At 70.4% G+C, this 20,982-nt stretch carries 17 protein-coding genes and 1 tRNA gene; 14 read left to right on the plus strand and 4 right to left on the minus strand.

What is annotated here, in order from left to right:
• Positions 1-11: 11 nt before the first annotated feature.
• Both N4G70_RS15365 and N4G70_RS15370 read right to left on the minus strand, forming a co-directional pair.
• Entirely contained in the window at positions 12-659 is a 648-nt protein-coding gene (locus N4G70_RS15365; RefSeq protein ID WP_261713186.1) for a response regulator transcription factor, read from the minus strand.
• Positions 644-1,903, minus strand: a complete 1,260-nt coding sequence (locus N4G70_RS15370) for a sensor histidine kinase (protein WP_261713187.1) — start codon at positions 1,901-1,903, stop codon at positions 644-646. The genes N4G70_RS15365 and N4G70_RS15370 overlap by 16 nt, the downstream gene beginning before the upstream one ends.
• A gap of 191 nt (positions 1,904-2,094) precedes the next feature.
• On the opposite strand from N4G70_RS15370, the gene N4G70_RS15375 reads away from it, so the two are divergent.
• From N4G70_RS15375 to N4G70_RS15400, 6 genes are all read left to right on the plus strand, one after another.
• Positions 2,095-2,526: a hypothetical protein gene (locus N4G70_RS15375; RefSeq protein WP_261713188.1), complete on the plus strand. Its 432-nt coding sequence runs from the start codon at positions 2,095-2,097 to the stop codon at positions 2,524-2,526.
• A 281-nt stretch (positions 2,527-2,807) separates the two neighbouring features.
• Complete coding sequence (locus N4G70_RS15380; protein WP_261713189.1) at positions 2,808-4,937, plus strand: ATP-binding protein; 2,130 nt, start codon at positions 2,808-2,810, stop codon at positions 4,935-4,937.
• 7 nt (positions 4,938-4,944) lie between these two features.
• On the plus strand, positions 4,945-5,379 hold the full coding sequence (locus tag N4G70_RS15385) for a roadblock/LC7 domain-containing protein (RefSeq protein WP_261713190.1): 435 nt from the start codon (positions 4,945-4,947) through the stop codon (positions 5,377-5,379).
• Positions 5,380-5,381: 2 nt separating this feature from the next.
• Positions 5,382-5,753, plus strand: coding sequence for a DUF742 domain-containing protein (locus tag N4G70_RS15390; protein WP_261713191.1), 372 nt, complete (start codon positions 5,382-5,384; stop codon positions 5,751-5,753).
• The gene (locus tag N4G70_RS15395; protein WP_261713192.1) at positions 5,731-6,348 is read left to right on the plus strand and encodes an ATP/GTP-binding protein; all 618 of its coding nucleotides are present in this window, start codon (positions 5,731-5,733) and stop codon (positions 6,346-6,348) included. Before N4G70_RS15390 ends, N4G70_RS15395 begins: the two co-directional genes overlap by 23 nt.
• Before the next feature lie 2 nt (positions 6,349-6,350).
• A complete protein-coding gene (locus N4G70_RS15400) occupies positions 6,351-6,923 on the plus strand; it encodes a GAF domain-containing protein (RefSeq protein ID WP_261713193.1) in 573 nt (190 codons plus the stop codon).
• Positions 6,924-6,945: 22 nt separating this feature from the next.
• On the opposite strand, the gene N4G70_RS15405 is transcribed toward N4G70_RS15400, so the two are convergent.
• Positions 6,946-8,151: an acyl-CoA dehydrogenase family protein gene (locus N4G70_RS15405; protein ID WP_261713194.1), complete on the minus strand. Its 1,206-nt coding sequence runs from the start codon at positions 8,149-8,151 to the stop codon at positions 6,946-6,948.
• A 1,232-nt stretch (positions 8,152-9,383) separates the two neighbouring features.
• Here N4G70_RS15405 and N4G70_RS15410 point away from each other — a divergent pair.
• The 7 genes from N4G70_RS15410 to N4G70_RS15440 all read left to right on the plus strand — a co-directional run bounded on the left by N4G70_RS15410 (position 9,384) and on the right by N4G70_RS15440 (position 17,662).
• A complete protein-coding gene (locus N4G70_RS15410; protein WP_261713195.1) occupies positions 9,384-10,595 on the plus strand; it encodes a Gfo/Idh/MocA family protein in 1,212 nt (403 codons plus the stop codon).
• Between the two features lie 156 nt (positions 10,596-10,751).
• Complete coding sequence (locus tag N4G70_RS15415; protein ID WP_261713196.1) at positions 10,752-11,102, plus strand: MmcQ/YjbR family DNA-binding protein; 351 nt, start codon at positions 10,752-10,754, stop codon at positions 11,100-11,102.
• Positions 11,103-11,212: 110 nt separating this feature from the next.
• Positions 11,213-11,286: transfer RNA gene (locus N4G70_RS15420), tRNA-Pro, on the plus strand.
• A gap of 297 nt (positions 11,287-11,583) precedes the next feature.
• Positions 11,584-13,611, plus strand: coding sequence for a SpoIIE family protein phosphatase (locus N4G70_RS15425; RefSeq protein ID WP_261713197.1), 2,028 nt, complete (start codon positions 11,584-11,586; stop codon positions 13,609-13,611).
• A gap of 379 nt (positions 13,612-13,990) precedes the next feature.
• Positions 13,991-15,793 carry a CAP domain-containing protein gene (locus N4G70_RS15430; protein WP_261713198.1) on the plus strand — a complete coding sequence of 601 codons (1,803 nt, stop codon included), beginning with the start codon at positions 13,991-13,993 and terminating at the stop codon, positions 15,791-15,793.
• Between the two features lie 70 nt (positions 15,794-15,863).
• Positions 15,864-16,769, plus strand: coding sequence for a S41 family peptidase (locus tag N4G70_RS15435; RefSeq protein ID WP_261713199.1), 906 nt, complete (start codon positions 15,864-15,866; stop codon positions 16,767-16,769).
• Positions 16,770-17,017: 248 nt separating this feature from the next.
• Positions 17,018-17,662: a hypothetical protein gene (locus N4G70_RS15440; RefSeq protein ID WP_315904255.1), complete on the plus strand. Its 645-nt coding sequence runs from the start codon at positions 17,018-17,020 to the stop codon at positions 17,660-17,662.
• A 91-nt stretch (positions 17,663-17,753) separates the two neighbouring features.
• On the opposite strand, the gene N4G70_RS15445 is transcribed toward N4G70_RS15440, so the two are convergent.
• Positions 17,754-18,032, minus strand: coding sequence for a hypothetical protein (locus tag N4G70_RS15445; RefSeq protein ID WP_261713200.1), 279 nt, complete (start codon positions 18,030-18,032; stop codon positions 17,754-17,756).
• A gap of 226 nt (positions 18,033-18,258) precedes the next feature.
• Between N4G70_RS15445 and N4G70_RS15450 the strand changes: the two genes are divergently transcribed.
• On the plus strand, positions 18,259-20,982 hold the full coding sequence (locus N4G70_RS15450) for a TIM-barrel domain-containing protein (RefSeq protein WP_399035552.1): 2,724 nt from the start codon (positions 18,259-18,261) through the stop codon (positions 20,980-20,982).

The raw sequence follows: 20,982 nt of genomic DNA on the forward strand, positions 1-20,982 counted from the left end.
CCGCGGGCATATCAGGGGTTGTTGAGGTAGGTGAGGACCGCGAGGACACGGCGGTTGCCGGAGTCGTCGTCGCTGATGCCGAGCTTGCCGAACATGGACGTCGTGTACTTGCTGATCGCGCTCTCACTGAGGAACAGGCGCTGTCCGATGGCCGTGTTGGAGAGTCCTTCGGCCATCAAGGAGAGCACCGAGTGCTCGCGTTCGGTGAGCGCTTCCAGGAGCCGGTTCGAGGAGCCGCTGGAGAACAGCTTGGCGATGACGGCCGGATCCATGGCGGTGCCTCCGGCCGCGACGCGCTCCAGGGCGTCCATGAACTGGTCCGCGTCGAACACGCTCTCCTTGAGGAAGTAGCCGATGCCCCCGGCGCCGTCGGCCAACAGCTCGCGCGCGTAGAGCTGTTCCACGTGCTGGGAAAGGACCAGGACCGGCAGGCCCGGCACCTCGCGGCGGGCGGCCAGAGCCGCGCGCAGCCCCTCGTCCGACTGGGCCGGCGGCATCCGCACATCGACGACGGCGACGTCGGGCCGCCACTCCAGGAGGGCCGCGAGCGTCTCGGGCCCGGTGGTGGCCGTCGCCACCACCTCGTGCCCATAGGCCTCGATGAGGCGGACCATTCCATCACGGAGGAGATAGAGATCCTCGGCTACCACGATGCGCATGGCACCATCATCCTCGCCCGGGTCGGGCCACCCGCAGGGCTGGTGATCTCCAGGGTGCCGTCGAAGACCGCGAGGCGGCGGCGCAGCCCGTCGAGGCCGCCCCCGGGGCGGGGATCGGCCCCGCCCCGCCCGTCGTCCTCGACCACCACCACGAGGTCGGGGCCCTGGCGCGTCAGGGAGATCCGCGCCCGGGAGGCATGGGCGTGCTTGACCGCGTTGGTGACCAGTTCGACGACGCCGAAGTACAGGGCCGACTCGATGGGCGGGTCCAGGCGGAGCTCGACCTCGGCGTCGACCCGTACCTCCAGCGGGCTGTCCAGGGCGAAGGCGCGGACGGCGTCGAGGAGACCGCGCTCGTTGAGGACGGGCGGGTTGATGCCCTGGACCAGATCGCGCAGCTCCGTCAGGGAGGTGGCGGCTCCGGCACGGGCCTCCCGCATGAGCGCCCTGGCCCGCTCGGGATCCTTCTCCATCAGCTTCTCCGCCGTCGCCAGCGACATCCCGAGCGCGACCAGACGTGCCTGCGCCCCGTCGTGCAGGTCCCGCTCGATCCGGCGGATCTCGGCGGCCTGCGCCACGGTGGTGTCGGCGCGCTGCGCGGTCAGTTCGTCCACCCGGTCCGCGAGCTCCATCGCCGCCGACGGCCGCAGAAACCGTACGGCCACCGGCTCGACGGGCCGCCAGGCGTAAGGGGCGGACCCCAGGGCGACGGCCACGCCGACCGTCCCGACCACGTTCGCGATGAACCCGGACCCCCCGAAGCCGAGGACCGCCGCGGCCATCCCGGCCAGGGGGACGGCCGCCACCGGGCCCGCGGTCACCGGCAGGACCGCGACGAACCATAGATCGCGCCAGTTGGCCGGGTCGCTCCACCGCAGCCGCATCCTCTGGTCGAGGACGGCGTCGCGGCCGGTGCGCTCGTAGCCGAAGCCGTTCCACCAGTACCCGGTGGACAGTTGGGTCACCGGGCCGGGGCGCCGGTACCCGGATTCGATGACGGTGGACGTCCAGCGCGCGACGAGGAAGCGGACCGTCCGGCAGACCGGACGGGAGAGCCCGAGCGTGCCGGCCCCCACCAGGACGGCCGGAGCCAGCCACGACCACGGGTTCGACGCGCCCCACGCGATGCCGAGCGCCACCGCGGCGGCCCACACGGCGGGTACCACCAGGGCGACGGCGACCACCGCGGCCGCCCTCGCGAGACCCACCCCGAAACTCGCCACCCACGACCGCAACCCACGCATGAGCTTTCCTCTCCCCGTACTTCGTGAACCGTTCTTCGTGATCTCCACTCTGCACCGCCCGCGACCGAGGAGAACCCCTCACGGACCAGGAGTGGGTCTGGACCCACCCACCCGTGCGTCCAGGCCCATACCGGCCCGTCCACGCGCTTCCTAACGTCGACACCACACCGAACAGGAAGCCGAGGAAGACCATGGACACCACCAGCCGCACCGCGCCCCACCCCCTCCGCGACGACGCCGAACAGGCCTTCACCACAACCAAGTTGATCATCAAGGCGTACGGAACGCTGAGCGCCGCGGTGCTGATCGCGGTCGTCGTCCGCGCCTTCACCGGACACACCGTGACCTCGTTCATGTGGGGCCGATCGGCGGCGGTGCTCGCGAGCGCGGCAGTGATCTACTGGCTGACCGCGCTCGCCGCACGGGGGAAGCGATGGGCCTATGTACGGGTGCGGATCGTCTCGTTCGTCGTGCCCGTGGCCATCGTCGCCGTCGACGTGATCCCCGGCACCCTGCCGGTGTGGTTCATCGGGTTGCAGGCGATCTGCGCCCTGACCCTCGCCGCGACCGCCTTCGTCGTGAACGGATCCGGGCCCCGGGCGGCCTTCCCCAAGACGCGCTGAACCACCGCGGACGGGCGGCCGTGGCGGGACCGGCGTCGTGCCGGCCCTTCCGAAACCGCCCGTCGAACGGGTGTCGGAACACTCCGGCGCCCGCGCGATATCGGCCCTCCGTACGAGGCCTCATACCAGAGCGGGACGCTGCGTGGGGAAGTTTGCCAACTGCACACCGAGGGTGATGGATTGAACACTACGGTGAGTGGTCGACGATCAAAGTGGGTCCTACAACAGACGAGTTGGGCCCACCAGAGTGATCCATGGGACCCCACGCACCGAGGACGCCGATGTCTCATCTCCGCGCACCCGCAGCGCGGCCGGACCGCCGCGAGGGCGGGCGGCACGGCCGCACCACCACCCGGCCGCAGCCCGCCCCCGACGCCGCCCGTTCCGCCCCGGGGAGCCGGGCGCCGGCGCCCCCCGGGCCGCGCCCGTCGCCCGAGTCCCGCATACGGCCGCAGCTGCTGCGCGCCGCCGTACTGCCCGCCACCGTGGCGGTGCTGTGCGGCGCGGCCGCCGTCGCCTTCACCCTCCACTCCACCGGCCGCCATCCCTCCGTAGGGCTCTGGGCCACGCTCGCCGGTCTCGCCGCGCTCGCGATCGCCGCGCTGGTCGCGGCGGGGATCGGCGCCGACCGGACGGCCAAGACCGTGCTCGGCCGCGCCAACGCGCTGCGCCGGGGCAGCGCCCGCTCGGCCGCCGACCTCCGTACCGTCGTCGAGGCGCTGCGGCGCGGCGAAGGGCCGCCCGCGCGCGGAACTCCGGCCCAACTGCCGTCGGGGGCCGACGAGTTCGAGCTGCTCGCGCACGAGCTGACCCGCTCGCACGACGCGGCCGTGGTCGCCGTGGTGCAGGCCTCCCAGCTCTCCAGCAGTGTCGGCAACGAACAGAAGGTCGAGGTCTTCGTCAACCTCGCCCGCAGGCTCCAGTCCCTCGTGCACCGCGAGATCCAGCTCCTGGACGAGCTGGAGAACGAGGTCGAGGACCCCGAGCTGCTCAAGGGCCTCTTCCACGTCGACCACCTGGCCACCCGCATCCGCCGGCACGCCGAGAACCTCGCCGTCCTCGGCGGCGCGATCTCCCGCCGCCAGTGGTCCCACCCGGTCACCATGACCGAGGTGCTGCGCTCCTCGATCGCGGAGGTCGAGCAGTACCCCCGGGTCAAGCTGGTCCCGCCGATCGACGGCACCCTGCGCGGCCACGCCGTCGCCGACGTCATCCACCTCCTCGCCGAACTCGTCGAGAACGCGACCGTCTTCTCCGCCCCGCACACCCAGGTCCTGCTGCGCGCCCAGTTCGTGACGGCGGGCCTCGCCGTCGAGGTCGAGGACCGGGGCCTGGGCATGCCGGTCACCGAGCAGAACAAGATGAACGCGCTGCTCTCCGACCCCGACCAGGTCAATGTGGCCCACCTCCTTCAGGACGGCCGCATCGGCCTCTTCGTGGTCTCCGCACTGGCCCGCAGGCACGGCATCGCGGTGCGCCTCCAGACCAACATCTACGGCGGAGTCCAGGCCGTACTGGTCCTGCCGCAGGGCCTGTTGGGCGCCGAGCCGGACGGCCTCGACCACCAGGGCCAACCCCAGTCGCAGGCGGCGCACGCGGGGGAGCCGGAGGGCGCCGAGCGGCTCGGCGAAAGGGGGGCCTCCCCGCATCTCGCCGGGGCGGGCGAGCCGGTCCCGGCCCCCGCGCCCGCCATCGCCCCGCCCCACCCGGAACTGGCGCCCGTGCACCAGGAACCGGTCCACCTCGCTCCTCTGCACCAAGAGCCCGCACTCCCGGCGCCCCTGCATCAGGAACCCCCGCACCAGGAACCCCGGCACCAGGAGCCCGCACTCCCGGCGCCCCTGCATCCGGAACTCCTGCACCAGGAATCCCAGCACCAGGAGCCCGGACACCGGGAGCCCCTGTATCAGGAACCCGTACGCCAGGAGGCTCCGCGGCCGGTACCCGAACCGCAGGCGCGGCCCGGCATCGACCTGCCGTCGCCCCGGACGCACGTGGCCGAGCCGACCACGGCCGGCCGGGGGAACGGGCCGCTTCCGGTCCGCGCGGCGCACGAGGAGCGGCCCAACCCGGCCTCCGCGTCCCCCGGTGTCCAGCACGGCACCCCCCCCGAGGCCGCCGAACCCCGGCTGATCACCGCCCCCCGAGTCCAGAACGGAGCCGTGCGCGGCACCATGGGCCGCCCCGATCTGCCCCGGCGCCGCAGCCAGGAACACCTCGTACCCCAGCTGCGGGACGCGCCCGAACCCCGCAGGAACGACGAACACGCCCTGCACGACCCGGGGTTGATGGCCGCGTTCCAGCGGGGCATCGGCCTCGCCGAAGCGCAGCAGAGCCACGCAGCACAGCCGACCCACCCCTCCCCCCAGGCGCTCCAGTCGGAAACTGACGCCGAACACTCCAAGGAGTAGATGCACCATGGCGAGCGATGCGCCGACCGGACACGTCTCGGACCTCGACTGGCTGCTGAGCGGACTGGTCCAGCGGGTGCCCTACACCCGCAATGCGGTTCTGCTCTCCTCCGACGGCCTGGTGAAGTCCGTTCACGGCCTGGACACCGACAGCGCCGACCACATGGCGGCCCTCGCCTCCGGGCTCTACTCGCTCGGCCGCAGCGCGGGAGCGCGCTTCGGGGACGGGGGCGAGGTCAGGCAGGTCGTGGTGGAGCTCGACTCCACTCTGCTCTTCGTGTCGACCGCGGGTTCTGGGACCTGTCTCGCCGTCCTGGCCGGCCGGGAGGCCGACGCGGCGGTGCTCGGCTACGAGATGGCAATGCTCGTCAAGAGCGTACGGCCGTATCTCGTCACCCCGGCCAGGCAGGGCGCCGGGGCACCGAGCGGCCTGAGGAGTTGACCGTGGCGGCCCCACAGGACGGGCCGTGGCTCGACGACGCGGCCGGGCGGTTGATCCGCCCCTACACGGTGAGCAACGGCCGTACGCGGCCGACCGCGACGCTCGATCTGCTCTCGCAGGTCATGGCCACCGGCACAATGCCCCAGACGCTCCTGGGGCCCGAGCACTCCCAGGCCCTCGGCCTGTGCAAGGGCCCGACCTCGGTGGCGGAGATCTCGGCGCACTTACGACTGCCCGCCGTCGTCACCAAAGTGGTCCTGTCGGACCTGGTGGACTGCGGGGCGGTGACCGCGCGGGCCCCCCGCTTCCATCACACGCCCACCGACCGATCTCTGCTGGAGGCAGTGCTCGATGGCCTACGACGACGGCTTTGACGCCCTGCCCGACGGGGCCGCCGTGGACCTGTTCCCGACCGCGCTGAAGATCCTTGTCGCGGGAGGGTTCGGGGTCGGCAAGACGACCTTTGTCGGAGCGGTCAGCGAGATCGAACCGCTCTCCACCGAGGAGCTCCTCACCACGGTCAGCGTGGCCCACGACAGCCTCGAAGGCATCGAGTCCAAGACCACCACCACGGTCGCCATGGACTTCGGCCGCATCACCCTGGACGACCGCCATGTGCTCTATCTGTTCGGCACCCCCGGCCAGGAGCGCTTCTGGTTCATGTGGGACGAGCTGTCGGAGGGGGCGCTGGGTGCGGTGATCCTCGCCGACACCCGGAGGCTCGACGAGTGCTTCTCCGCCGTCGACTTCTTCGAGCGGCGGGGAATCGGATTCCTCGTCGCGGTCAACGAGTTCGACGGTTCGTACCGATACGACCCGGAGGAGGTGCGGGCCGCCATAGACCTCAAGCCAGAGGTCCCCGTCGTGCTCTGCGACGCCCGCATCGGCAGCTCCGGCATCCGCACGCTGGTCACCCTGGTCCAGCATCTGCTCGCCACCATCCCGGCAGCTACCAGCCATGGAGCTTGACTATGACGTACGACCCGACCGGACATCTGCTGCTCACCCCCGTCGACCGGGAAGCGCCGGTCCGCGTCCAGCGGCTGCGCCAGCTCGGCATGGGGGACCGGCCCGACCCGGCCTTCGACGAGTTCGCCCGCAAGCTCGCCGCGGTAACCGGAGCGCCCTTCTCGATGGTCAACTTCATCGATGAGAACCAGCAGTTCTTCGCGGGGCTGCACACCCCCAACGGCACCCACAACGGTGCGGACCTGGGTGCGGCGGCGGCCGCCTCCGGCGGAGTGAGCCGCATCATGGCCCGCGACCACGGTTACTGCCCGCACGTCGTGGTGCGGCGCAAGGCGCTCGTCCTGGAGGACGTGTGCGACTACCCGCGTTTCGCCGGCAACCCGGTGGTGGACGAGATCGGCATCCGCTCCTATCTCGGCGCCCCGCTCATCGACCGCACCGGCATCGCGCTCGGCACCATCTGTGTGGTCGACACCGAGCCCCGGCCCTGGGGCAGGGCGGGGCTCGAAACCATCAAGACGATGGCGGCGGAGCTGGTCGAGCAGATCCACCGGCGCGAGGACGGCCGCTTCTGAGCCGTCCCCGCCGCGGCCGAGGTCAGTGGAGGGTGGCCAGTTCCCGCATGCGTACCAGGTCGGACAGGCGCTGCGACCACTGGCCCTTCGCGGTGCCCAGCGCCACCTCGGCCAGCCTCAGAAGCTGGACGTCGGAGGTGCCGGCCGGGGCGAAGATGTGGTGGGCGTCGCGCAGATAGCGCTCGATGGGCCGGTCGGTGAACAGGCCGGCCGCGGCGTGGATCTCCATGGCGTTGCGCGCCGAGTCCAGTGCCGACTCCACGTTGACGACCTTGGCGTTCATGAGCTCGGCGTCGCAGGGCAGCCCCTGGTCCAGTAACTGGACCGCGTGGTAGGCGACGAGCCTGGCCGTCATGACCCGGGACTGCAACTGCCCCAACTTGATTTTGATGTTGGGGAGTTCGTGCAGCGGCTTGCCGTAGCGGATCCGCTCGGTGCAGAAGCGGGTGGTCTCCTCCAGGATCGCCTGATGGATGCCGAGCGCGACAGCGGTGAGGTTGGCCCGCCCGTACAGCACGCTGGAGGAGTACGCGACGGCGAGCCCGTCCCCCTCCTCGCCGAGCCGATGGGACACGGGCACACGGCAGTTGTGGAAGCGCACCTCGCCGAAGCTGAAGCCGTGCAGGCCCATCGACTCCCGGTGCTCGCCCAGCGAGAAGCCCGGCCGGTCGGACTCGACGAGGAACGCCGACAGGCCCTTCGATCCCGGCCCGGTGCGCAGGATCACCCCGTGGAGATCGCCCACATGGCTGTTGCCCACATAGAGTTTTCGGCCATTGAGAATGTAGTCGTCACCGTCGCGGACCGCGCTCGCGGCCATGCCCAGCACATGGCCGCCCGACTCGGGTTCGGTGACCGCGATCGTCGGCAGGCACTCCCCGGCGGCGACGGCCGGGAGCCAGCTCTTCTTCTGTTCCTCGTTCCCGAAGTGCACGATCTTGGCGACGCCGAGCTGGGAGGCCTGCACCATGGCCCCCATAGCGCCGCTCACCCGGGACAGCTCCTCGATGATGATGGTCTTGCCGAGATGACCCACGCCCATTCCGCCGTAGGCGGGGCTGACGGTGGCGCCTATCCAGCCCTGTCGGGCGATGAGCCGCGACAGCTCGTACTGGACGGTGCGCGCGGCCTCCATCTCGGCTATCCGGGGTCGTACCTCACGTTCCGCGAAGTGCCGTACGTCTTCCCTCAGTTGTTGGTGCAGTCGGCTGTTGAAGTATCCGTCCATCCGCGAGCCCTCCTCCGCGAAACGCCTGCCGCGGGAGGCCCCGGCAGGTGGTGCATCGGCAGTGGTCCCGTCCCGAAGAGGCCGACCTCCCCATGCTGTGAAACGCCCCCCTCCGCTACACCACTCTCCGCCAACTATGGCCAGAAGGTGGCGTGTTGACGACGTAATGGCGATGTGTTGTGTGTGCCCCGGCCTGTTCGGTCCCAGTCGATTGCATCCCCTTCACACAACTTTCCGCCACATGACAACGGCAAAAGTTTCGTGGGCATGTGGCACTGAGGGCCAGGAAGCGGAATCAGATCGACACGGTCATGACATCCGAGAACAGGTGCAGAACCGATTCCGCTTCGACATCGACGAAAACGACCTGTCCTTCATACGTGTGAGTGAACGGAAGAGCTCCGCGCCACCCCGCCGACCAGCACTTTCCGCTGCCCGGGGTGGCGTCGGGTGGCGGATCGGGCCATGGGGCGGGCGCGTCACATTCCGGCAAAGGGCGTCGTACGGCGGGGGAGAGGCGGACGGAAGCCCCCGGATCGCGCCGCTGACCTGGTGGTTCTCCGTGAGGATCGGTTCGCCCGGGGCACGGGCCCGAGGTCCGTGGAACGACTCCGGTCCCTGGCGGGCCGGCCGTGGCGCCCTTGCCGCGGCTCGGCACCGGCCCCGACGGCCGTTGGTCACCGGCCCGACTGTTGCACAACGGACGCGCGCCATAAGGGAGTCGGACGCTGATGTAAGGGTCGGTGAACGGTCGCCGCCCCTGGAATTGGTTGCGTCCGGCGAGGGCGCGTTGGGGTGTGGACCAGCGTGAACGGTGCATTGCGGTGGCTCGGGGCGCGCGTCGGAGCGCGAGATACGGAATCGAGCGCTGCCCTCGGCGCGCCCTCGCGAGCGGCCCCGCCGGGAACCGGAGGCGGCGTCATTCGGACACGGGACCCGGAAGCCTGACGCCAGGTGCCCGAGGGTCTGCGGCGTCGCGTGCGCCGTAACGAGCACGAAGGTGTGGGGAAGTGGTGAGGAATCCGGCCACGGGGCGAGGGTCGGGACCGTGCCCGGTCGGCTCCGGTTCGTCGGCGGGAGCGACCGGCCACGGGGCGACGGTCGGAACCGTGCCCGGTCGGCTCCGGTTCGCCGGCGGGAGCGGGTCCTCCGGCCGCCGCCCTCGCCCTGCCCGTTCACCGATCGCATCCTTGGCCATGGTCACAACTCGGCTCCAAGCGAAGGAAGTTGACATGACCGACCTCCGTATCGGCGTCATCGGATACGGCATGCGCGGCAGCATCGCGCGCGTCGCCCACCGGCCCGGGCGCGGCTCAGCCGTGACCGCCGTCGCGGACCCCGACCCCCGGGCCCGCACGGAGGCCGCCGCGGCCTTCCCCGGCGCGCTCGTCCGCGCCGACGCCCGCGCGGTGACCGAGGCGGCCGGCCTCGACGCCGTACTCGTCCTCACCCCCGACCACACCCACGCCGACCTGACCTGTGCCGCCCTGCGCGCCGGAAGGCCGGTCTTCGTGGAGAAGCCCCTGGACATCACGGTCGAGGGCTGCGACGAGATCCTGCGGACCGCGCGCGACACCGGGACGCGCCTGTACGTGGGCCACAACATGCGGCACATGCCCGTCGTCCGGATGATGCGCGACCTCGTCCGCCGCGGCTCCATCGGCACCGTCAAGACGATCTGGGTGCGCCACTTCGTGGGGTACGGCGGCGACTGGTACTTCAAGGACTGGCACGCCGAGCGCCGCTGCACCACCGGCCTCCTGCTCCAGAAGGCCGCGCACGACATCGACGTACTGCACTGGCTGGCCGGCGGCTACGCGAGCGATGTCCAGGCGATGGGCGACCTGATGGTGTACGGAGCCAACCCGCACCGCCGGGCGCCCGGCGAACCCAAGGCGCGGGACTGGTACACCGAGGACGGCCACTGGCCGCCGCACACCCAGCGCGCCCTCAACCCGGTGATCGACGTCGAGGACGTGTCGCTGCTCAACCTGCGCCTGGACAACGGGGTGCTCGCCTCCTACCAGCAGTGCCATTTCACCCCGGACTACTGGCGCAACTACACGGTCATCGGCGACGCGGGCCGCCTGGAGAACTTCGGCGACGGCCCGGGCGGCCAGGTGAAGGTGTGGAACACCCGCCGCTCCGGCTACCGCCCCGAACCGGACGAAACGTACGACATCCCCGGAGCCGGCGCTTCCGCGCGGGACGAGGGGGACCAGGGGCACGGCGGGGCGGATCCGGTGGTCATCGACGAGTTCCTGCGCTTCGTACGCGACGGCGGCCCCACCGACACCTCGCCGGTCGCGGCCCGCATGGCGGTCGCGGCGGGCTTCCAGGCCACGGCCTCCCTGAGGGCGGGAGGAACCCCGCAGAAGGTGCCGGTGCTCGACCCGGACCTCGCGGCGTACTTCGAGTGGGGCCAGAGGGAAGACGCCGGATGAGAGCGGCTCGGGGCCTTCGGGCCGGAGGGTGGCCCGGTGCGGGCCGCCTCTCCCTTCCCCCTCCGAGCGGCGCCCTCTTCCTTCAGCGGGTCGGCTGTCGGTGGTGCGGCTTCCTTCAGGGGGCCGGCTGTCGGTGGTGCGGCGTACGGTGCTCGCATGGCCAACGCCGACGACGTACGCCGCATCGCGCTCGCGCTCCCCGGGGCGACGGAGAAGCTCGCCTGGGGCAAGCCCACCTTCCGGGTCGCGGGCAAGATATTCGCCTCCCTGGGGGACGACGACGCCTGGGTGGGCGTGAAGTGCCCGAAGGAGGACCGGGAGGAGTTGATCGCCGCCGAACCCGACAAGTTCTTCCTGCGCGAGGGGCACGACGACCACTACGACTGGCTGCGGGTCCGGCTCGGCGCGCTCGACGGAGACGCCGAGCTGTCCGCGATCCTGACCGACTCCTGGCGCCAGGCCGCCCCGCGCAAGCTCCTGGACGCCCACCCCGCGCCGGGCGGCTGAGCCGAGCCCGATGGCGGCCACTCCGGGAAAGGGGTTCGTGACCACCCGGGGAAGTGCGGTATTGTTCTCATGCACGAACGGCCGGGGGAAACCCCAGGTCAGACGGGCATCGGGACGTGGCGCAGCTTGGTAGCGCACTTGACTGGGGGTCAAGGGGTCGCAGGTTCAAATCCTGTCGTCCCGACTCGAAAGAGTCGAGGTCAGGGCCGGTTACGGAGAAATCCTAGACCGGCCCTGACTCGTTTCCCGGCCGTTGTCGATCTTTTGAGGCCCCGCCCGCGGCGGTTCCGGCTCACGTTTTCGGCCGATGGTTCTTGTCGATGGTTCCGGCTCGGGGTCGCCGTCGAGGAGCCGGGTCCGTGCGCGAGGGACTTTCGGCCCGAAGGTCGTGACCTTTGCGCCCGCCGCCGGGGGCGGATGTCGGCTGGGATGGAAGACCCGCCCGTAGGCAGGGCCCGCCGTCCGCCCGCTCTCGAGATCGATGTCCATGTGCGCAGACACCACGCCCCGAGCCTGCCCGCCGCAGGAGACGCTCCCCCTCGACGGCATGTGGATGGTGCTCGAACCCGCCACCGCGCCCGCCGGAGCGGCGCATCTCATGTGTGCCAGCCCGCGCGCCCGGAAGGTACTCCTTGACGAGGTCACGCCGCACCGGACCTTCGCCGACTTGGTGGCGCCGAGCAGCGCGTCCATCTCGCGCCAGTTGTTGTTGGACGCGGTCCGGGGCGAGGGGCGCGCCTACCGTCAGCCGGTCGAGTACGCGCATCCGCACGGCACGGTCATCTGCATGACCTCCGCACGCCGCCTGGACACGCGCGGCTCCGGTCCGCCCGCGCTCCTGGTGGAGATCGAGGAGGAGGAACACGGGGAGTGGCTGCACTGGGAAGCGCTGCGCTCCATGACCGTCCTGGCCGACCACTCGCTGTGGGTCTACGACGAGGAGGCCGACCGGTTCAGCTGGCTCGACGGGGAGCGCCTGTACAACGGCATGGGGCCCGGCGACCGGATGCCGCTCGCCGAGCTCTTCGACCGGGTGCACGCCGAGGACGTGGCGCGCGTGCAGGAAGCGTTCTGGGCACTGCGCAGAGGCGAGACCCAGCAGGTGGACGTCGACTTCCGGATGCCGGACGAGCACGGCCGGCTGCACTGGCTGCGCACCCTCGCCCGCCTCGTGCGGTTCGGCTTCGACGGCGGGCGGCGCGTCGTGGGGACCACGGCCAACACGACCGCGGCCGTGGAGCGCCATCAGACGCTGCTCAAGGCGCACGCGGACGCCCGGCGGCGCGTCGACCTGGTTCAGCAGCTCGCCGCCGCGTTCGTCGGGGCCGCGACGGAGGACGAACTGACCGCGGCGATCCTGAACCGCGTCGCCCCGGCCTTCGGGGGCACCGGCACGCTGCTGGCGTTCGTCGAGGAGGGACGGCTGCGGGTGACGTTCGGGGACGGCATCGACCCCGCCCTTGCCCGCTCCCTGCATGGACTCCCGCTGGATGCCCCCAAGCCCCTGACCGAGGCGATCCGCACCGGAAGACCCCTGTTCATCGCCACCCGGGACGAATACCGGCGCTCGTGGCCGCAGGCGCACGGCCTGCTGGACGCCACGTCCGCCACCTCGTTCATCATGATTCCGCTCCGGGGCCAGGGGGCGTCCCCGCTCGGAGGCTGGGTCGTCACCTTCGACCGGCCGCACGACCTCTCCCCCCAGGAGCGGATCCTGGTCGGGGTGATGGCCGATGTCGCGGGCCAGGCGTGGGAGCGCATCCGGCTCCAGTCCGCCCGCACCGAACTGGCCGCGACGGTACAGCGCAACCTGCTGCCCGCCACGCTGCCGACCGTCACGGGGTACGAGGTCGAGGCCCGCTACAGCCCCGCCCATCAGGGGCTGGACGTGGGCGGTGACTGGTACGACGTGATCGCGCTGCCCGACGGGAGCACGGCGTGCATCATCGGCGACGTCCAGGGCCACAATGTGCAGGCCGCCGCCCTGATGGGCCAGATACGCACCGCGATGCACGCCTACGCGTGGCAGGAGCCCACCCCCGACCGGGTACTGGCCCGCACCAACGACCTCATGCTCCAGATGCGCCTGCCGGTCTTCGCGACCTGCCTGTATGTCCTGCTCACCCCCGACGGCCGGGCCCTGACGGCGCGCGCCGGACACGTCCCCCTGGTGCACGCCGCGCGGGACGGGGCACGGGTCCGCGAGTACCCGGGCGGCCTGCCCCTGGGGGTGCTCGCCCGTAGCGAATTCCCCGTACACGCACTGGAGTTGGCCCCCGGCGATGTGCTCGCCCTGGTCACCGACGGCCTGGTTGAGGGCCCCCGGCTGCCCATCGACGACGGCTTGGCCGACGTCTGCGCCGCGACCGACCGCCTCCGGGAGGCACCTCTCGGGGAGCTGGCGGACGTTTTGATGGCACAGGACGACTCCCTGACCGGCCATGTCGACGACCGGGCCGTGCTTGTGGTGCGGAGGCGGGCCAACTCCCCTTCTCTTGAGACACGTTGAAGGTTCCCGGTGCCTCGGGTGCGAGCCGTCGGAGCCGTCAGCGCCGTCCATGTCCGGTCGATCAAAGGCGCGCACGGCGGCGCTGGAGCAACCGGTCGAGCGCTGAACGCGCAGACGTAGGCCACATGGGCGACAATGGTCGTGATCGTCATGTGCCCGACGACCACCGACCACCGACCGCTCTACGCGGGCGGGGACGGGTGCTTCGGGGGCGCGGGGAACTGCGTGAGAAGCGCCCACGACCCGCAGGTTCAAGAGGGTTCGGGGGCGCGGGGAACTGCGCCACCAGCCGCCTGCGGCCCGCAGGCGAGAACGGGTCGAGCCCGAGTGGGCGGCCCCGACATTTTGGCCTTTCGTGCAATCCGCATCGGAGCGCTCGATGAAACCGAACTCATTCGTAACGGCGGCCGCCATGGTCTGCGGTCTTGTTCTGATGGGCCCGATGTCGGCCGCCTCGGTCGCACACGCGCAAGCCGGTTCTGTCCCCGCCGCCCAGGACAAATCCGCCATGTGCCCCTCTGGCGATCCTCCTCCTGGAACGGGTTCGCGGATGAGCGCGGCAGATGCCGATGCCATGGTCCGTGGCCACAACGAGGCGCGCCAGGAAGCCATCAAGACATACCACCCCGGGCTGTCCCTCGCCCCCGTCACCTGGAGCCCCAAGCTCGCGTGTGACGCGCAGGCTTGGGCCGATGACCCCGAGTCCAGCGCGAGCGGCGGGCTGCACCACAGCAAGCGTGAGGCGAACGGCAACGAGGGCGAAAATCTCCTGAACAGCACACCCGTGCCCGCGCGTCCCGCTCTGGCGCTGGATCCGTCAGTGAGTTACAGCTGGACGGCGGAGAAGGCCAAATTCGACGCGGATGCCAACGCGGTGGTCCAGAACAACGCGCCCGACGGCACCAATTACCACGCGTGGGGCCACTACTCCCAGATGGTCTGGATGTCCCCCACCTCGGTCACCACCTCGATCGGCTGCGGAGTGAAAGAGGGCGTGCCGGTAGGGGGCGGAACCGGGTGGATTCTGGTGTGCCGGTACGCGGCCGCCGGCAACATCGACGGGCAGCGCGCCATTCCGAGCGGCGGGCAGGTCGCGCCGGCGCCGGGTGACTGGAACGCCAAGGCGCATTCCGCCGCAGACGTCGCGGGTAGGCCGGCGACGTTGGTGTGGCCGAACCAGCAGCACGTTTTCTACCGCAGTACGGACGGGAGTCTGAAGCATCTGTTCTGGGATTCCGGAACCAACCAGGTGTACGCGGACAATTGGAGTGCCAAGGCGGGTGCGGGTGCTGATGTCGCTGGTGACCCCGCGACGATGGTGTGGCCCCATCAGCAGCACGTTTTCTACCGCAGTACGGATGGCCGCCTGAAGCACGTGTTCTGGGATTCCGGGAAGAATCAGGTGTTCGCCGACGACTGGTCTGCGAAGGCGGGTACGGGGTCCGATGTGGCCGGTGATCCGGCGACGTTGGTCTGGCGCAATCAGCAGCATGTGTTCTACCGCAGTACGGACGGGAGTCTGAAGCACCTGTTCTGGGATGCGGCAACCAACCAGGTGTACACGGACAATTGGAGCGCCAAGGCGCACGTGGCTGCCGATGTCACCGGCGCTCCGGCGACGTTGGTGTGGCCGAACCAGCAGCACGTTTTCTACCGCAGTGCGGACGGGAGTCTGAAGCATCTGTTCTGGGATTCCGGAACCAACCAGGTGTACGCGGACAATTGGAGTGCCAAGGCGGGTGCGGGTGCTGATGTCGCTGGTGACCCGGCGACGATGGTGTGGCCCAAACAACAGCATGTTTTTTACCGCAGTACGGATGGCCGCCTGAAGCACGTGTTCTGGGATTCCGGGAAGAATCAGGTGTTCGCCGACGACTGGACCGCGAAGGCGAATGCGGGATCCGATGTGGCCGGTGATCCGGCGACATTGGTCTGGCCGAACCAGCAGCACGTGTTCTATCGCGGCGCCGACGGCAGCCTGAAGCATCTATTCTGGGACTCCGGGCGCAACCAGGTGTTCGCCGACGACTGGACCGCCAAGGCGCATGTCGCCGCCGACGTCTCGGACACCCCGGCCGGCCTGCTGTGGCCCGACCAGCAACACGCCTTCTACCGGGGCAAGGACGGCGCCATCAAGCAGCTCTTCTGGGACTCCCCACGCAATCAGGTCTTCGCGGACTGAACCGTGGTCGCGCCTGCCCGACGTGTACAAACGCTTTGATGCATGAGCAGGGCAATGCTCTACTCCTGGCATGACCACCCTGACGAAGCTTGAGCCCGCTCCTGTCATCGGCGAGACAGTCCAACTGCTCTCCGAGCACTACGTTTTCCCCGACATAGCCGAACAATTGGGTGCCCTGCTGCGGCGACGCCTCGCCGAAGGGGCCTACGACGTCGATAATGCCGAGAAGCTCGCCCGGCTGGTCACCGCGGACCTACAATCAGTCAACGGCGACCGGCACCTGAGACTGAAGTACCACGCCGACCCGGTTCCCCAGCAGCAGGGGGCGGCCACCCTGGAGTCGATGCGGCGGGACTTCGACGCCTCGCTGGGCGGTGCACCCCGGGTGCAGTTGCTCGACGGAGGGGTCGCCGTGGTGGAGTTGGCGCCGATGCTGTTCCCGCTGGAGTGGGCCGCCGAACCCCTGACCGCGGCGCTCTCCCTCGCCTCCCGCGCCCAGGCGCTGATCGTGGACCTCCGCGCCAACCGGGGCGGCGACCCGGACGCGGTCGCCTTCGCGTGCAGCTACCTGCTCGACGAGCGCACCCACCTCAACACGATGTACTGGCGCCGGGACGAGCGCAGCGAGCAGTCCTGGAGCCTGCCGCAGGTTCCCGGCGCGCGCTTCGGCGGCAGCAAGCCGCTGTACGTGCTGTCCAGCAGCAGCACCTTCTCCGCCGCCGAGGAGTTGGCGTACGACCTCCAACAGCTCGGTCGCGCGGTGGTCGTCGGCGAGCCCAGCCGCGGAGGCGCCCATCCCTGCCAGGGCTGGACGGTGCACCCCCATCTGGAAGCCACCGTGCCCGTCGGGCGTGCCATCAACCCCGTCTCCGGCACGAACTGGGAGGGTACCGGCGTGCGGCCCGACGTCCCCTGCGCCGCCGCCGACGCCCTCGACCAGGCGCACGCCCTGGCCCTGGCTCGCCTGGCGGGCTGACCCGGTCCGGTTCGCCGACAGCACTGCGCGCGCAGTGCTGTCGCACGCCTGGACTCCCCGTCGTGGAAGGGACGTCGAACAAGGTCCCGAGGGAGCGATTACGATCCGGACTTATGAGCACGTCGGATCAGGACCAAGCGGTGGGCACGGCCCCGGAAACGCGCGGAGCGTCGACCCCGCCCGAGAAGAAGCTACCGAGCCAGGCCCCTAACCGGCCTACGGGGGACGGGGCTTCGAGACCGCGGGGAGTGGGCGGGGCCGCAGTGGAGGGGGAGGGCTCGGAGGCCGCCGGGAAGGCCGAGGCCACCGGAACCGACGGCTCGGTGGCCGATGACTCGGTGGCGGATGACTCGGTGATCGACGGCTTGGTAGCCGACGGCTTGGTAGCCGACGGCTCGGCAGCCGACGGCTCGGCAGCTGATGACTCGGCGGCCGTCGGGTCGTCCGAGCCCGCCGAGCCCGCCGAGCCCGCCGAGCCCGCGGAGCCCGCTCAGGCCCCCGAGTCGGCAGTCTCCGCGGCCCGCACCACCCCCGAACACGCCGAGCGCCCCACACCCCCCGAGGGCCGTCCGGTGCCTCAACCCCCGCAAGAAGCAAGCGACTTGGGGAAACTCGACGTCGAGCCCGAGCGGCGGCGCGGCATGGCGCCGTGGCAGGCCCGGCGGATTCGGATGGTCGCCGCCGGGGTGCTGATGGCGGTGATGGGGGCCATCCTCGTCGTGCGGCTGGCCACCCAGTCCTCGGTGCTCGTGGTCGGCGTGTACGGGATCGCCCTCATCCTCTGCGGTGTCGTCATCGAACTCAGCCGCAACGGCCGCACCCGGCTCGGTTCCTGGCTGCTGGTGGCGGGGCTCGCCGCCGCTTTCGCCATGGACTGGTTCGTGCTGCCGTAGCGGCTTCGACGGGGTCGGCCGGCCGCGCCGCCGCAACGCAAGCGTGCTCGCGTACCGGGAAGGTGGAGAACGTCCGGCACCTGCCGCACGGTCATCGCGTCACGTCCGCCGGAACCCCCGGCCGCGGCCGGGTCCGCGTCCCCCAGCGGGCAAGGGCGGGGCCGGCCGCGCCCAGGGTCGTGAGGGACGAGCCCCGTGGCCGCCGGACCGGGGCGTACGCCGCCAGCGCCGTCATCGGGCAGCTCACCAGGAAGAGCAGCCCTGCGGTGCGGAACGCCCTGCCGCCGTCCTGCGGGGGTTCGATGCGGGAGCCGATCCTGGTCTGCGTCAGGACGCAGAAGGCGGCGTTGAGGGCGAACAGCGCGGCCACCGTCCAGCGGGGCGCTTCGGTGTTTTCGGCGATCCAGATCGGCAGGCTAACAGTGGACCCGGAACCCGCCGCAGTCGTAGCAAGACCCGTTCCGTCCCCACCTTTTCCGCTATCGGGCGACAACCTCCTTTTGCGGATACCCAGTTGGGCTCCATATGCGCCTCAGCCGTTGACATGTACCCGGCTCACGGTGAATCTTGATGCTCGAAACTCCAAGGTTCCAAGCATGAACGCGCATGCCGCGCCCGGCTGTTGCTCGGTACGAACGGAGAACGAAACCTTGCGGACCCCCTGGCATGGCTCACGCCCGCCCCGACGTCCCGCCGTCGCCGTCCTGTCGGCGCTGGCGCTCGGCCTCACCACTCTGGCCGTTCCGGCCGCCCACGCGCAGGCCGGGGCGCCGCCCGGTGGCGTCCTGGACGGCGGCACGAAGTCGCTCACCTGGCACAGCCCGGTCTACGAGAAGGGCACCGTGGACTCGCCCGACAAGTGCCCGCCGGCCGCGCAGGACCCGGACGGCGCGGTGTGTGCCCGCTTCGACCTGACCGTGAAGCCGCCGGCCGGTGAGTGGGACGACAACCCGGAGGGCGGGGTGCCCGTCTCCGTGCAATGGGCCACGCCCACCGACGACTTCGACCTGTACGTCTACGACGACGCGGGCAAGCAGGTCGCTTCCAGCGCGGGCACCGCCGACCCCGAGGCCACCGTCATCCCGAAGGCCTCGGGGACGTACCACGTGGTCGTCGTCCCCTACGACGTGCACCACAACTCGTTCACCGGCACGGCGTACCTTCCCGAGCCGACCGACGCGGGGAACCTCACCGCCTTCGGCGGCAAGGACGGCACGTACGACATAACCGCCGGTGATCTGAAGGCGCGCGTGGACTTCCTCGCCGATGACACGCTGCGGCTGCGGGCCGCCCCCGACGGCACCTTCACCGATCCGCCCAACAGTCACATGATCCGGACCCGGCCGAAGCCACGGAAGGACACCAAGCCCTTTGACGCGGGCGCCTATTACGGCATCCGGAGCAAGGACGCCGTCCTGCGCGTCTACAAGAAGCCGCTGCGCTTCGCGCTCTACAAGGGCGACAACACCACCGTCATCTGGTCCGAGGCCGACCCGCTGCGGTGGACCTCCGGCGGCATGCGCCAGAGCCTGACCCGCGGCGCCCACGAGCAGTTCTTCGGCGGTGGCGAGCAGAACGGCAGCTTCTCCCACCGCGACCAGATCATGAACGTGGGCAACAACACCAACTGGAACGAAGGGGGTTGGAACAACTCCCAGCCCTTCTACATCTCCTCCGCCGGATACGGGGTGTTCCGCAACACCTTCACGCCGGGGGTGTACGACTTCGGGCCACGGGTCCGCACCGGGCAGCAGGAACGGCGCCTGGACGCCTACTACTTCACAGGTGATGTGAAGTCCGTCATCGGCAAGTACACCGCGCTGGTCGGCAAGCCGTTCATGCCGCCCGTGTACGGGCTCGAACCGGGCGACTCGGACTGCTACCTCCACAACGCCAACCGAGGTGAGCGGCACACCCTCGACGCGCTCAAGGTCGCCGACGGCTACACCCACAACCAGATGCCGCTCGGCTGGATGCTCGTCAACGACGGCTACGGCTGCGGCTACGAGAACCTCGCCGAGACCGGCAATGGGCTCCAGGCGCACAACGCCCAGCTCGGCCTGTGGACCCAGGACGGCCTCGACAAGCTCGCCGACCAGGTCAAGGCGGGCCAGCGCGTCGCGAAGCTCGACGTCGCCTGGGTCGGCAACGGCTACGGCTTCGCCCTCGACGCCTGCGACCAGGCGAAGGCGGGCATCGAGGACAACAGCGACGCCCGCGGCTTCGTCTGGCTGCCCGTGTCCTGGGCCGGAGCACAGCGCTGCGGCGTGCTGTGGAGCGGCGACCAGAAGCTGAGCTGGGACTATCTGCGCTGGCAGATCCCCACCTACGCGGGCGCCACGCTCTCCGGCATCGCGTACAACACGGGCGACGTCGGCAGCATCTTCGGTCACGACCCCAAGATGTACACGCGTGACCTCCAGTGGAAGGCGTTCCTGCCCGCCATCATGACGATGGACGGCTGGGCCAAGGACCTCACCACCGGCAAGGCCGCCGACCAGCAGCCCTGGCTCGACGGCGAGCCGTACGCCTCCATCAACCGCAAGTACCTCCAGCTCAAGGAGCGGCTCATCCCGTACATGTACGGGCTGTCCAAGGACGCCACCACCACCGGCGTCGGCGCCGTCCGCCCGCTCTCCCTGGAGTACCCGGACGACCCCAACACCCTGGGCGCGAACGCCAAGTACGAGTTCCTCGCCGGGCCGGACTTCCTCGTCGCCCCCGTCTACAGCGACACCAGCGTCCGCGACGGCATCTATCTGCCCCAGGGCACCTGGACCGACTACTGGAGCGGCAAGACCTACCAGGGCCCCACCACCATCGACCACTACGCCGCCCCGCTCGACACCCTCCCGCTGTTCGTCAAGGGCGGCTCGATCGTGCCGATGTGGCCCCAGGGCACGACCTCCTGGCAGACCAGGGACAAGGGCGAACTGGACTACGACATCTACCCGCGGCTCGGCACCTCCTCCTACACGCTGTACGAGGACGACGGCGTCACCCGGCAGTTCGCCCAGGGCGCCTCGGCCACCCAGCGGGTCCAGGTGACCTCGGCCGGACGCGCCTCGGTCGTCACCATCGGTGCCAGCGACGGCAGTTACCAGGGCAAGCCGACCACCCGCTCCTACCGCCTCACCGTCCACGGGCAGTCCGCGCCCGGGATCGTCGCGCTCGGCGGGAAGCGGTCGCAGCGGTACGGGTCCGCGGCCGAGCTCGCGGCGGCCGGCTCCGGCTGGTTCTTCGACTCGGCGACGGGAGCGACGGAGGTCAGGACGCCGTCGCAGCCGACCGGGCACGGCTTCTCCGTCGAGATCGCGTGA

Origin of the sequence: Streptomyces sp. ASQP_92 (genome assembly GCF_025399895.1) — a bacterium.
GTDB lineage: Bacteria > Actinomycetota > Actinomycetes > Streptomycetales > Streptomycetaceae > Streptomyces.